Below are 13,668 nucleotides of genomic sequence, written 5' to 3' on the forward strand. Positions count from 1 at the left end.
GTTCGGGCGGCGGCGCTCCGAACGCCGATGGCGGAGAGAGCGGCGGCGCGGGCTCCGCGCCGCAGGGCGGGCCGGGAGCCGCGCAGGCATCGGTACCGTCCCGAAACCCCGCCGCGCCCAACCCCTCCGAGGTGAACGGCCATCCCGCGTCCACCGGCGAGCTGGTGGTCAGCGTGATCGGCTTCGTGGACTACAGCGGCCTCCGCCGCCTCCCCGCCGGCTCCAGGGTCGCCGACGCCCTGAAATCCGCGTCCCCCCGCCCCGACGCCGACCTCTCCGCCCTGAACCTGGCCCAGCCCCTCGTGGACGGCGACCAGATAGTGGTCGGCAAACCCGTCCCACGCGCCCAGCAGGTAGCCACCACGATCATCAATTCCGCCAAACCCCCCTCCGCCCCACTCGATCCCACCTCGCCCCGCCCGGCCACCCCCGCCGCCAAAATCAACCTGAACACCGCCACCGAAGCCGAACTCGACGCCCTCCCCGGCGTAGGTCCCATCACCGCCAAATCCATCGTCGCCTGGCGCACCACCCACGGCCGCTTCACCTCGATAGATCAACTCGCCGACATAGACGGCATAGGCCCCGCCCGCCTGGCCCGCCTCCGCCCCGCGGTGACGATATGACGAACCCGCCCACCGCCGTCCGCGGCCCCACCTCGAACGCCGACGCGTTCCATGTGAGCCAGAAAAGCGTTGTGGGACCGCATATCCGACCGATCGACATGGTCGACGCGGGTGAACCCGCTGCTCCCTCGACCCTGCCGGACGCCTTCGGCCGCCGGTGGTCGCGTATGTACACGGGGGAATCGCGGTGCCGCGCTGCGGCAGCACGCTGGGATTCGGCAGACACCGCTGAGCACACGCGGGTCAGCGGTCGACACCCGGGCGCCGAGGACACGGAGGCCGTGTCCGCCGGAGGCCGGGATACCGGCGGGCAGCGGTTTCCCGCCCCGGGAGCGCTGGATCGGGTGGCCGAGTTTGGGGGTGAGTGCGGGCGGGGCGTCGCCAACCGCGCGAACTCGGAGAGCGATAGATCGGTGGAACCCCGGTGGTGAGGCCGGGGACAGGGCGCGAGGTGGCGGATGCGGGGGAATTCGCCGAGGCTCCGCAGGTTCTGGACGCTCGGTTGGTTCCAGCGGCTGTGTGTGCCTGGGGCGCGATGATCGTGGCGTTGGCCGGTGGATGGCGGGCCGGGGTCGGGGTGGGTGTCGGGTGCGGGGTCTCGGCGGTCGCGGTGTGGGGGTGGGGCGTTCGGCGTCGGACCCCGCAGGGGATGTGGGTTGTGTTGGCGGGGTTGGTGGTTGGGGCGGGATTCGGGATGGCCGGGGGGTGGCAGGCGTATCGGGTGGCGGAGCATCCGCTGGGGGTGGTGCCGGAGGGGGAGCGGGTTCGGGTTACCGCGGTGGTGGCGGATGATCCGAAGAAGTTGAGTGGGGCGGGGTTTCGGGGTCGGGACTGGATCGTGCGGCTGGAGCTGGTGGAGTTTCGGCGGGGTGAGGCCGGGGCGGGGAAGCGGGCGGGCGGGCGGGAAGGTTCGGGTGGGTCCGCGTCGGGTGACGGGCAGACCGGCGGCGGGGGTGGCACGCGGGATGACGCCGGCGGAGTGGAGGCGGTGCGGGGTGGGGGTGAGGTGATCGCGTTCACCCGGGAGGCGGGTTGGGCGGGGTTGTTGCCGGGGCAGCGGGTGGTGTTTCGGGGGGAGGTGGACCGGGGGTGGGCGCGTGGGATGACCGTGGGAGTCGTTCGGGTGGAGGGAGTTCCGACGCTGCTGGGGGAAGCGCCGTGGTGGCAGCGGGTGGCCGGTGGGGTGCGGGCGGAGTTCGCGGGGGTGGCGGAGCGGGCCCTGGGGGAGGAGGCGGCGGGGTTGTTGCCGGGGTTGGTCATCGGGGATGTGTCGCGGGTTTCGGAGAAGGTGCGGGGGGATTTCCGGGAGGTGCATCTTTCGCATTTGACCGCGGTTTCCGGGGCGAATGTGACGATTTTGCTAGGGGCGGTGTTGCTTTCGATGCGGGTGCTCACCGTGGATCTGCGGGTGGGTGTCGCCGTGGCCGCGGTGGCGCTGGTCATGTTCGTGGTGTTGGCACGGCCCTCGCCGAGTGTGTTGCGGGCCGCGGTCATGGGGGCGGTGGCGCTGCTGGCGATGGTGGGCGGGCGGCGGAAGCAGGCGGTTCCGGCGTTGTGCGCGGCGGTGATCGGGCTGGTGGGGTGGTCGCCGGGGCTGGCGGTGGATTGGGGGTTCGCGCTGTCGGTGGTGGCCACGGCGGGGCTGGTGGTTTTCGCGCCGGGATGGTCGGAGTGGTTGCGGGCGCGGGGGTGGTGGCGGGCGCCCGCAGACGCGGTGGCCGTGTCCGCGGCGGCGTTCGTGGTGACCACGCCGATCGTCATCGCCATGACGGGGCATGTGAGCCTGCTCGCGATCGTGGTGAGTGTGCTGGTGGAACCCGTGATCGCGCCGATCACCGTGCTGGGGGCGCTGGGTGCGGTGCTCTCCTGCGTGTGGTCCCCGGCGGCGGAAGCGGTCGTCCGCTGTACCGGGCCGCCGCTGTGGTGGCTGCTCACCGTCGCCGATCGGGCGGCGGCGCTGCACGCCTCGGTGCAGCTGCCCGGCGGCGTGCGGTCGGGTGTGGTGGCCGCGGTGCTGTGCGCGATTGTGCTCGGCGCGCTGCGCCCGCGTCGGGGAGGTGTCGGGCCCGACTCGTAGGATCGGGGTCGTGAGCCAACGACCCGCGTCCCTGCATCTCGTGCTCGGTGATGAAGAACTGCTGGTGGAGCGGGCGGTGGCGGCGATCACCGCGCAGGCGCGGGCCGCCAGCCCGGACGCCGCCGCCATGCCGGTGGACAGGCTGCGGGCCGGTGACGCCAGCACCGCGGAACTGGCCGAGCTGCTGAGCCCCTCGCTGTTCGCCGAGGATCGCGTCATCGTGCTCGAGGCCGCCGCCGAAGCCGGCAAGGACGCCGTCGCGGTGGTCCAGGACGCCGCCACCGACCCGCCCGAAGGCGTCGTGCTGGTGATCCTGCACTCCGGCGGCGGCCGTGCCAAGGCCCTCGCCCCCGCGCTGCAGAAGCTGGGCGCGGTGGTGCACCCGGCGACCAAGGTCACCAAAGCCGGTGAGCGAGTCGAATTCGTGCGCAACGAATTCCGCAACGCCAACGTGCGGGCATCCGGCGACGTGGTGCAGGCCATCATCGAGTCCGTCGGCTCGGAGCTTCGCGAATTGGCCGCCGCCACTTCACAATTGATCGCCGATACCGGTGGCAAGGTCGACGTGGCCGCGGTGCACCGCTACTACTCCGGCCGCGCCGAGGTCACCGGTTTCGACGTCGCCGACCTCGCGGTCTCCGGCGACCGCCCGGCCGCGATGGAAGCGCTGCGCTGGGCCACCGACCGCGGCGTTCCGGCCGTCCTGCTGGCCGATGCCCTCGCCGATTCGGTGCACACCATCGCCCGGGTCGGTTCCGCGGGCCGCGGCGACCCGTTCAAACTCGCGGGCGATCTCGGCATGCCGCCCTGGAAGGTCAAGAAGGCCCAGGGTCAGGCCCGCGGCTGGAACGGCGCCGCCATCGGCGCGGCCCTGCAGGTCGTGGCCGCGCTGAACGCCGACGTCAAGGGCGGCGCGGCCGACACGAACTACGCCCTGGAACACGCCCTCGCGCGCATCATCGACCTGCGCGAATCCGTCTGAGCCAGAACGAGAGAACCCGCCCGCGCCATCGAGGCGTCGAGCGGGTTCCCGGGTCGTCGGGGATCAGGGCTGCCAGGTGAGCTTGCCGCCCTGGAACTCCTGGGCCTTGCCGCCCTCGTAGTCGTATTCGTCACTGGTCGGGAAGCCGTACCGGCCGTTCTCCGCGCCGTTTCGCACCCACTCGTTGCGAATGGCGCCCCAGATCGTCCGGGTGCCGGTCTTCTGCGTGGAGTAGATCGCGCCGCCCTCGAACAGGGTGTACTTGCCGCTCTCCTTGGTGGTCTTGCCCTCATCGGTGATGGGGAAGCCCAGCGGGCTGTTCTCCCAGCCGGCCTTGCCGTACTTGTCGAGGATCACACCGGTGAGCACGTGCGCCGCGGTGCCGACCGACCAGTAGATCGAGCCGTTCTGGAAGTGCTGGAAACGCCCCGGCTTTGCCGTCGCGCCCTCGCTGACCACGGGGTACTTCAGCGCCCCGCCCTCCGCGCCCTGCTGCCACCACTTGTCCCGGATCGCGCCGCCGATGGCGCGCGCGTCGGTCGCGGGGGTCCAGTAGATCGACACGTTGCGGTTGAAGTCCTGCTTGCGGCCGCCGCCCGCGGCATCGACCTCGGGGCCGACCGGATCGCCGAACGCGTCGAAGCCGCCACCCCGGTCGTACTCGACCTCGATCGCGCCGCCCACCTCGAACGGGCCGATGGGCCGGGCGGCGGCGGTGCCGAGGCCGGTCGTGAGCGCGACCGCGACGATACCGGCGGCCGCGGCGCCGCGGGTCCAGGACTGGCGAGTACGGCGTAGCGGTGTCAAGGGTGCTCCCAACGGGGGTGGTCGATCCAATAGCCTGACGGTCGCAGGCCATCCTGCAGGGAACCGTCGGCCTCGGCAAGTCTCGGCAGCGAGGATACGACAAAAGCCGCCGTGGTCGTCGTGGCCACGGCGGCTGTTCGAAGCATGCTTACCGGAATGGAATACCGGTGAAAATCAGCCGAGCTTGTTGAAGGCCAGCGACAGCGCCGACTTCTTGTTGGCGGCCTGGTTGGAGTGGATGACACCCTTCGAGGCGGCCTTGTCCAGGCTCTTGCTCGCGGACTGCAGCAGGGTGAGGGCCTTGTCCTTCTCACCGGCGGCGGCGGCCTCGCGGAACTTGCGGATCGAGGTGCGCAGCGAGGACTTCACCGACTGGTTGCGCTGGCGCGCAAGCTCGTTGGTACGGATCCGCTTCATCTGGGACTTGATGTTGGCCACGCCTGTTTCCTCGTGTTCCTTCGTTTGGTGTGTATGAGGTAAGTACTGAAAGTCTCCGGGCGCACACTGACGTTCCTGTAGCGCAGCACCGACGGTCGAGATTACCAGGCAACACGCCGGTGTATGAAATCGGCCCTGTTCGCTACATGGACGATACGAGAAATTTATCCGCGTCCAACTGCGTGTTGCCCCTGCGTGATGGACTATTTTTGCATGACCCCCGTAGCCGGAGCACGATCGGCCGCGGCCGCTCCATCATCGAACGGCCGTGCCGAGATCGGCAGTGCCGTGGACGGGGTCTTCGCGGGCTACCGACCCGGCCGCTATGCCGACGCGTATGACGAGATGTTCGACCCCTCCGGCCACCCGCGCGCCCCCTACCGGGGCATCTTCGCGGCCCTGGCCACCGCGGACGCGGCGGACCTGGAGGCCCGGGCCGAGGCGCTGGCGCGCGCCTTCGTGGATCAGGGCATCACCTTCTCGCTCTCGGGCCAGGAACGGCCCTTTCCGCTGGACCTGGTGCCCCGGGTAATAGCCGCCGCGGAGTGGACCAAACTCGAACGCGGCATCAAACAGCGCGTGCGGGCGCTCGAGGCTTTCCTCGCCGACGTCTACGGCGAACAGACGATCCTGCGCGACGAGGTGATCCCGCGCCGACTCGTCACCTCCTGCGCGCACTTCCATCGCGAGGCCGCCGGGCTGGTGCCGCCCAACGGGGTTCGCATCCACGTCGCGGGCATCGACCTGATTCGCGACGAGCACGGTGACTTCCGGGTCCTGGAAGACAATCTGCGCTCCCCGTCCGGTGTCTCCTACGTCATGGAGAACCGCCGCACCATGGCCCGGGTGTTCCCGGACCTGTTCGCCTCGCATCGGGTGCACGCGGTCGGCGACTACCCCAGTCACCTGCTGCGCGCGCTGTGCGCGGCGGCCGCGCCCAACGAGACCGACCCGACCGTGGTGGTGCTCACCCCCGGGGTCTACAACTCCGCCTATTTCGAGCATTCGCTGCTGGCCCGGCAGATGGGCGTGGAACTGGTCGAGGGCCGGGACCTGTTCTGCCGCGACAGCGTCGTCTACATGCGCACCACCGCCGGCGAGCGCCAGGTCGACGTCATCTACCGCCGCATCGACGACACCTTCCTGGATCCGATGCAGTTCCGCCCCGACTCCATGCTGGGCGTGGCCGGGGTGCTCAATGCCGCGCGTGCGGGATCGGTGGTGCTGGCCAACGCGGTCGGCAACGGCGTGGGCGACGACAAACTCGTGTACACCTACGTGCCCGCGTTCATCGAGTACTACCTCGGCGAGAAGCCGATCCTGCCCAACGTGGACTCCTACCGCTGCTGGGAACCCGACGAACGCGACGAGGTGCTGGACCGGGTGGCCGAACTGGTGGTCAAACCGGTCGAGGGCTCGGGCGGGTACGGGATCGTCATCGGGCCCGACGCCGCCCCGAAGGAACTCGAGGCGATCCGCCGCAAGGTGCGGGCCGATCCGCGCGGGTGGATCGCCCAGCCGGTGGTCCAACTGTCCACCGTGCCGAGCAAGATCGGCGGCGGGCTGCTGCCGCGGCACGTGGACCTGCGGCCGTTCGCGGTCAACGACGGCGACGACATCTGGGTGCTGCCCGGCGGATTGACGCGGGTGGCGCTGCCGGACGGGTCGCTGGTCGTCAATTCCAGCCAGGGCGGGGGCAGTAAGGACACCTGGGTGCTGGCCCCCAGAACCTCTGTGGCACAGCGAGAATTGGCCGGCACGCAATTGGTCGGCGAACAACATATTCCGCAGGACCGGGACCAATCCCGTGAACCCACGCCCCATCGGGCCAGTCAGCAACAACAATCGCAGTAGACGTTCGAACCGCAGCGTGGCGGAGGTAAGCAGTAGGACCCGTTAGGCGGTAAACATGTTGGCGCGCAATGCCGAATCCCTTTTCTGGATCGGCCGATACGTCGAACGCGCCGAGTACACGGCGCGCATTCTGGATGTCGCGGTGCATCAATTGCTCGAGGACGCGACGGTGGACCCGGATCGAACCTCCAGGGTGCTGTTACGGGTACTGGGCATCGAACCACCCGAATCCGAACTCGACGTGTGGTCGGTCACCGAGCTGGTGGCCTTCGGCCGTGAACACGGCGGATCCATTGTGGATTCGGTGCACCGGGCGCGGGAAAATGCCCGGGGCGCAAGGGAAGTCACCTCGACCGAAATGTGGGAGTGTCTCAACGCCACCTACAACGGGCTGGCCGCGGCCGAACGCGCGGCCCGCGCCCTGGGCCCGCACGAGTTCTGTCACTACATTACCGACCGCGCGGCCATGTTCGCCGGACTCTCCGATTCCACGCTCAGCCGGGACGACGGCTACCGGTTCCTGCTGCTGGGCCGATCCATCGAGCGCGTCGATATGACCGTGCGCCTGCTGCTTTCGCGGGCGGGGGACCGCACCTCCTCGCCCGCGTGGGTGACGGTGCTGCGCTCGGCCGGGGCGCACGACCCCTATCTGCGCACGCATCGCGGGGTGCTGGACGCGAATCAGATCGCCGAATTCATCCTGCTGGACCGGCTTTTCCCGCGCTCGGTCTTCCATTCGCTGCGCATGGCCGAAAGTTGCCTGCAGGAACTGGATCAACGCCCCAACAGTCGTTTCGCCGCGCGTCAGGAGGCGCACCGGCTGCTCGGGCGCGCCCGCAGCGAACTCGAGTTCCTGCCCGCGGCGGAATTGCTCGAGGACCTGCCGAGCCGGCTGCTCTGGTTGCAGGCGACCTGTCACGAGATCGGCGAGGCGGTGGCGCTGCAGTACTTCCACGCCGAATCCTGGGTGGCCTGGACGGGGCTGCACGGGCTCAACGGCTTCCGGGTCGGAGAATCGGTATGAGCTGGCGCATGCGGGTGGTGCACACCACCGGATACGTGTACGACGCGCCGGTCACCCGGTCGTTCAACGAGGCGCGGCTGAGCCCGCGCGCGGACAGTCGCCAGAACGTCATCCTCAACCGGGTCGACACGGTGCCCTCGACCAGGTCCTATCGCTACACCGACTACTGGGGGACCACGGTCACAGCCTTCGACCTGAACGCACCGCACACCGAACTGGAGGTCACCGGCGCCTCGGTGGTGGAGACCGAGCCGTTCGCCGGACCCGCCGAGGAGCTGTCCTGGGAGGAACTGCGCGCCGATTCGGTCGCGGATCGATTCGACGAACTGCTCACCCCCACCGACTACGTCCCGCGCGAACGCCGCCTGGCCCCGGTGGCCCGCCAGCTCGCCAAGGGCGTGCCGCCGGCCAAAGCCGTTGTGCGCGGTGCGGAATGGGTGCACCGGGAAATGACCTATCTGGCCGGAACCACCTCGGTCCACACCTCCGCGGTGCAGGCGTTCGCCGAAAGGCAGGGCGTTTGCCAGGATTACGCGCACCTGACGCTATTGCTGTTGCGCAGCATGGGAATTCCCAGCCGCTACGTCTCCGGTTACCTGCACCCGGATCCGGGCGGCGAGGTGGGGCATACGGTTGCCGGCCAGATGCACGCCTGGGTCGAAGCCTGGACCGGGCAATGGTGGGGTTACGACCCGACCAACAACATCCCCATAACGGAGCAACACGTTTCAGTTGGCGTCGGTCGTGATTACGCCGATGTGCCCCCTTTGAAAGGTATCTTCAGCGGCAGCGGCTCGACCGATCTCGACGTGGTTGTGGAGATCACTCGGCTCGCCTGATGCGCGACACGGCAGAACTCAGATGCTCTCCGCACACCGCGGGACGATCCGGGAAGGTGGCTCATGTCCCCTACAGCGCAGGAATTCGCCGAAGAACTGGCGGAACTGCAACCGATCGCATTGGGCCGGAAGCTGTTCGCCGAGGCCCTGGGCACCTTCGTGCTCGTGCTCGGCGGCGTCGGCACCGCGGTCCTGGCCGGTGAACGGGTCGGCGCGCTCGGTGTGGCACTGGCGTTCGGTTTCACCCTGGTGTTCCTGGTGTACGCGATCGGCCCGATCTCCGGCTGCCATGTGAATCCGGCCGTCACCGTCGGCCAGTTCCTGCTGGGCCGGATCAACATCGTCACCCTGGGCGCGTACTGGGTGGCCCAGCTCCTCGGCGGTCTGGCCGGCGGCACGGTCGTCTACGCCATCGCGAAGAACCTGCCCTCCTACGACCGGGCGCAGAACGGGCTCGCGGCCAACGGCTGGGGCGCGCACTCACCGTCCGCGGTCGAGCTGGGCGGGGTGACCACCAACGGCTACGGCCTGGCCGCGGCGATCACCGTCGAGGTGGTGCTGACCGCGCTGCTGGTGTTCGTGGTGCTGGCCTCCACCGATCAGCTCTCGGACGTGCCGCTGGCCGGTCTGTCCATCGGCATCACGCTGGCGGTCATCCACCTCATCTCGATTCCGGTGGACTACACCTCGGTCAACCCCGCGCGCAGCCTGGCGGTGGCCTTCTATCAGGACGGCGCGGCCGGGCAGCTGTGGGTGTTCCTGCTGTTCCCGTTGGTCGGCGGCGTGCTCGGCGCGCTGGTCTACAGCCTCATGTTCGGGCGCTCGCGCAATCCGCTGAGTTGAGATAGCCGCGTGAAAAGCCCGGGCCCCGTTCCGATTCGGAACGGGGCCCGGGTGCGTTCGGGTTCCTAGTGCCAGTGGTACTCCGCGCAGAGGCGGTGCGCCACGCGGTCGAAGGTCTTGCGCGGGACGATCGCGCCCTCGCGGCGAATCCCGGTCTCGGGCACGTCCAGTACCCGGTCCAGGCGCACCCAGCTGTCGCGGCCCTGGTTGTCCCACGGACCGGAGCCGATGCCCACCCAGTTCGAATGGTGTTCGTGGTCCTCGTTCGAGGAGAGCATCAGCCCGAGCAGCAGGTCCCGCTCCCTGCCCACCACCAGCACCGGGCGGTCCTTGCCGTTGTTCGGGTCCTCCTCGTAGGGCACCCAGGTCCACACGATCTCACCGGGATCCGCGCGCCCGTCCAGCTGCGGGCTGTAGACGATGAGCCGCGCCCGCTCGGTGGACGGCACGCCCGCCGACGACGTCGGCCGCACCCGGGGCGGCGCCGGTTTGGGCGCGACCGCCCGCACCGCCCGGTCCCACACCGAGGACTTCTGTACCCGCCCGATCAACTTGGGCGCCTGCTGCTTGACGAGCTGGGATCCCTGCTCCTTGGCTACGATCCCCAATTGCTTCCCCAGAGCGTTCCACCTGCCGGCCATGTCGGGCAGCCTAGCCGCGCGGGGCCGGGTTCTCATCTGCTCCGATTTGCCTGTGCCGAGCCGCAGTTCGGTGCGGGGGTGCTCCGCTGGTCAACCGCGTTCCCGGCGCACCGTAGACTTCCGGGTTGACATGCCGCTGTTTCGCCATGCCGAGGAGTGACTCCGATTAGCAGCTTCGCCGACACGACGTTCACCGATCCGAGCCGGATCAGGAACTTCTGCATCATCGCCCACATCGACCACGGGAAGTCGACGCTGGCCGATCGCATGCTGCAACTCACCGGTGTGGTCGAGGAGCGGGCCATGCGCGCGCAGTACCTGGACCGGATGGATATCGAGCGCGAGCGCGGTATCACCATCAAGGCCCAGAACGTGCGGCTGCCGTGGCAGGTCGACGGTGAGGACTACGTCCTGCACATGATCGATACGCCCGGGCACGTCGACTTCACCTACGAGGTCTCGCGGGCGCTGGAAGCCTGTGAGGGCGCGATCCTGCTGGTCGACGCCGCACAGGGCATCGAGGCGCAGACCCTGGCCAATCTGTATCTGGCCATGGACAAGGACCTCACGGTCATCCCGGTGCTGAACAAGATCGACCTCCCGGCCGCCGACCCCGACCGCTACGCCGCCGAGATCGCGCACATCGTGGGTTGTGAGCCCGAGGATGTGCTGCGCGTATCCGGCAAGACCGGCGTCGGCGTGGCCGAGCTGCTGAACAAGGTGGTCGCCGAGGTGCCGGTACCGGTCGGCGACGCGGATGCCCCGCCGCGCGCCATGATCTTCGATTCGGTGTACGACACCTACCGCGGCGTGGTCACCTACGTGCGTGTGGTGGACGGCAAGCTCACCCCGCGCTCCAAGATCAAGATGATGTCCACCGGCGCGCAGCACGAACTGCTGGAGATCGGCATCGTCTCGCCCGAGCCCAAGCCCACCCGCGGCCTCGGCGTCGGCGAAGTGGGTTACCTCATCACGGGCGTGAAGGACGTGCGCCAGTCCAAGGTCGGTGACACCGTCACCAACGCGCGCGACGGCGCGACCGAAGCGCTTGCGGGATACCAGGATCCGCGGCCCATGGTCTATTCCGGTCTGTACCCGGTCGACGGCTCGGACTACCCGAACCTGCGCGACGCCCTGGACAAGCTCCAGCTCAACGACGCCGCGCTCACCTACGTGCCGGAAACCTCGGTTGCCCTCGGCTTCGGCTTCCGCCTGGGCTTCCTGGGCCTGCTGCACATGGAGATCACCCGCGAGCGCCTGGAACGCGAATTCGGCCTCGACCTGATCTCGACCGCGCCCAACGTCATCTACCGCGTGATCATGGAGGACGGCACCGAACACGTCGTCACCAATCCGTCGTACTGGCCCGAGGGCAAGGTGAAGGAGATCTACGAGCCCGTCACCAAGTGCACCGTGATCGCGCCGAGCGAATTCGTCGGCACCATCATGGAGCTGTGCCAGTCCCGGCGCGGTGAACTGCTCGGCATGGACTACCTGTCCGAGACCCGCGTGGAGATGCGGTACACGCTGCCCATGGCGGAGATCATCTTCGACTTCTTCGACTCGCTGAAGTCCCGCACCCGCGGCTACGCCTCGCTCGATTACGAGGAGGCGGGCGAACAGCAGGCCGCGCTGGTGAAGGTGGACATCCTGCTGCAGGGCGAGGCCGTGGACGCGTTCTCGGCCATCGTCCACAAGGACGCCGCGCAGGCGTACGGGCACAAGATGACCACCAAGCTGCGCGAGCTGATCCCGCGCCAGCAGTTCGAGGTGCCGATCCAGGCGGCCATCGGCTCGAAGGTGATCGCGCGCGAGAACATTCGCGCCATCCGCAAGGACGTGCTCGCCAAGTGCTACGGCGGTGACATCAGCCGTAAGCGCAAGCTGCTCGAGAAGCAGAAGGAGGGCAAGAAGCGGATGAAGACCATCGGCCGCGTCGAGGTGCCGCAGGAGGCTTTCGTGGCGGCGCTGTCCACCGATTCGGACAAGCCCAAGAAGTAAGGGTGCTTGGCGCACCCCCCCGCGTGCCCCGTCGTCCTCGGACGGCGGGGCTTCGCGTATCCAGGGCCGATGCCCAGTTTTTCCCGCCGCGGGTAGCCGGATCGATAGGAAAAAGTTAGAAAACAAGCCGATTGGTACGTGGGTGAGCTGAGCAGCTGGGCAGGGAAGCGGCCGGTTCGCTAGTCAGGTGAAAACAGGGTCTTCCGTCCTGATATGCAGGATGACAAGCTATGTCTCGCACCACTGGGCACTACGTCTCCTACCAGGAGGATGTGACAGACCGGTTATCCGGAAATAGGGTGTGAAACGAGTTTGAGGACGACGGCCCGCCGCGGTGGGCCGCCGGATCATCGAGAGCGGAGCCTGTATGACGCGTGAGCTGCCCTTCGACGACGAAACCGGGGCCGGCGACGAGTACTCGGGCGACACCGCGTATCGCATTGCCACCGGGGTCGCGCGCGTGACGAGGGCAGGCGCGTATGTCACCGGCGGTGCGCTCGTGGCCGCGGCGGGCAGCCGCGGCGAACAGAGCCCGATCAACCACGACAGCCGCAACGTCGGCTGGTCGCAGGTGAACGATCCGCAACCCGACGTGCCGAGCCCGACCCTGACCTTCCCCGATCTGACCCCCTCGGGCATGCCCCAGGCCGGCTACGGCGGCGTGTCGCCGGTGGCCGAGACCCAGCACCACGGCACCGACGCCGGGCTCTTCCCCTCGCACTTCGGCGAATCCTCGTCGAGCAGCGCGAGCATGGCCGGTTTCGGCGGCCTCGGCCTGCCCGACTCCGACGCCGGGTTCACCCTGCCCGTCTCGAACGCGAATCCGAGCGGCGGCGGCTTCACCCTGCCCGGCGTGGACTCCGACGCCGACCCGGCGCTGCCCGGAGCGGGCGACGCGGACTTCGCCCTGCCGGGCGCCGAGCACGGCTTCACCCTGCCGGGAATGGAACCGGGCGCGAGCTTCTCGCTGCCCGGGCTGAATCTGCCCGGTCCGGACGGCGGCGTGCACATGCCCGGTCTCGGCAGCGGCTACCGCCCGCCGGAACTGGGCGACCTCGGAAGTCCTTCGCTCCCCGAGGGAGTGAACTTCGATCAGCTCGGGCTCTACCTCCGCACCGATTGGAGCGTGGACGCCCACATCGGACTCGACGGGATCCGCTTCCAGTCGGACCTGAAGGTCGACATCGGGTTCGGCAACGTCGGCGATCAGCTCGATCAGTTCGGACAGGATCTCGGACAGGGGATTTCGCACATTCCCGGCGGCCCGGCCGCGCCCGGACTCGAACAGCCCGCTCAGCCCCTGGCCGCGGGCGCGCGCCCGGCGGACGGGCAGCAGCCCGCCGCCACCGTGGGCCAGCACCCGGCGGACGGCGCCATCGGCGCACCGGGAGCACCGAGCGCTCCCGGTGCGGCTCCCGCTCCCGGTGTCTCGCCCGCGAGTGCGCCGGCCGCCGCCGCGCCCGCCGGTGGTTTCACCCTGCCGAGCGCCGGCGCCCCGGCCCCCGCGCTCGCGCCCGCCCCGGTCGCGCCCGTCGC

At 69.1% G+C, this 13,668-nt stretch carries 11 protein-coding genes and 1 pseudogene; 9 read left to right on the plus strand and 3 right to left on the minus strand.

The features are described 5' to 3' along the window. The 3 genes from ABZ319_RS37645 to holA all read left to right on the plus strand — a co-directional run. A partial coding sequence (locus ABZ319_RS37645) for a ComEA family DNA-binding protein (RefSeq protein ID WP_354991365.1) occupies nt 1–626 on the plus strand: 626 nt, incomplete at its 5' end. A gap of 1,102 nt (nt 627–1,728) precedes the next feature. Continuing rightward, nucleotides 1,729–2,703, plus strand: a complete 975-nt coding sequence (locus tag ABZ319_RS37650; protein WP_354991366.1) for a ComEC/Rec2 family competence protein — start codon at nt 1,729–1,731, stop codon at nt 2,701–2,703. Nucleotides 2,704–2,713: 10 nt separating this feature from the next. Continuing rightward, nucleotides 2,714–3,685: a DNA polymerase III subunit delta gene (holA, locus tag ABZ319_RS37655; protein WP_354991367.1), complete on the plus strand. Its 972-nt coding sequence runs from the start codon at nt 2,714–2,716 to the stop codon at nt 3,683–3,685. Between the two features lie 63 nt (nt 3,686–3,748). Here the strand turns inward: holA and ABZ319_RS37660 are convergent, their stop codons facing one another. Both ABZ319_RS37660 and rpsT read right to left on the minus strand, forming a co-directional pair. Next, nucleotides 3,749–4,492 (minus strand): hypothetical protein, encoded by a 744-nt coding sequence (locus ABZ319_RS37660; RefSeq protein ID WP_354991368.1) that lies wholly within the window; start codon nt 4,490–4,492, stop codon nt 3,749–3,751. A 174-nt stretch (nt 4,493–4,666) separates the two neighbouring features. After that, nucleotides 4,667–4,930 carry a 30S ribosomal protein S20 gene (rpsT, locus tag ABZ319_RS37665; protein WP_354991369.1) on the minus strand — a complete coding sequence of 88 codons (264 nt, stop codon included), beginning with the start codon at nt 4,928–4,930 and terminating at the stop codon, nt 4,667–4,669. 345 nt (nt 4,931–5,275) lie between these two features. Between rpsT and ABZ319_RS37670 the strand changes: the two genes are divergently transcribed. The 4 genes from ABZ319_RS37670 (at nt 5,276) to ABZ319_RS37685 (ending at nt 9,490) form a co-directional block, all read left to right on the plus strand. Further along, a complete protein-coding gene (locus ABZ319_RS37670; RefSeq protein ID WP_354991375.1) occupies nt 5,276–6,784 on the plus strand; it encodes a circularly permuted type 2 ATP-grasp protein in 1,509 nt (502 codons plus the stop codon). 55 nt (nt 6,785–6,839) lie between these two features. Continuing rightward, nucleotides 6,840–7,808: an alpha-E domain-containing protein gene (locus tag ABZ319_RS37675; protein ID WP_354991370.1), complete on the plus strand. Its 969-nt coding sequence runs from the start codon at nt 6,840–6,842 to the stop codon at nt 7,806–7,808. Next, the gene (locus ABZ319_RS37680) at nt 7,805–8,647 is read left to right on the plus strand and encodes a transglutaminase family protein (RefSeq protein WP_354991371.1); all 843 of its coding nucleotides are present in this window, start codon (nt 7,805–7,807) and stop codon (nt 8,645–8,647) included. Before ABZ319_RS37675 ends, ABZ319_RS37680 begins: the two co-directional genes overlap by 4 nt. A gap of 63 nt (nt 8,648–8,710) precedes the next feature. Continuing rightward, on the plus strand, nt 8,711–9,490 hold the full coding sequence (locus ABZ319_RS37685) for an aquaporin (RefSeq protein ID WP_354991372.1): 780 nt from the start codon (nt 8,711–8,713) through the stop codon (nt 9,488–9,490). Nucleotides 9,491–9,555: 65 nt separating this feature from the next. Here ABZ319_RS37685 and ABZ319_RS37690 read toward each other — a convergent pair whose 3' ends face one another. Then, nucleotides 9,556–10,131, minus strand: coding sequence for a type II toxin-antitoxin system PemK/MazF family toxin (locus ABZ319_RS37690; protein WP_354991373.1), 576 nt, complete (start codon nt 10,129–10,131; stop codon nt 9,556–9,558). A gap of 156 nt (nt 10,132–10,287) precedes the next feature. Between ABZ319_RS37690 and lepA the strand changes: the two genes are divergently transcribed. Next, on the plus strand, nt 10,288–12,132 hold the full coding sequence (lepA, locus tag ABZ319_RS37695; protein WP_354991374.1) for a translation elongation factor 4: 1,845 nt from the start codon (nt 10,288–10,290) through the stop codon (nt 12,130–12,132). Between the two features lie 367 nt (nt 12,133–12,499). Next, nucleotides 12,500–13,668, plus strand: a pseudogene (locus ABZ319_RS37700) (hypothetical protein); the annotation flags it as partial.

Origin of the sequence: Nocardia sp. NPDC005978, assembly GCF_040614455.1 — a bacterium.
Lineage (GTDB): Bacteria > Actinomycetota > Actinomycetes > Mycobacteriales > Mycobacteriaceae > Nocardia.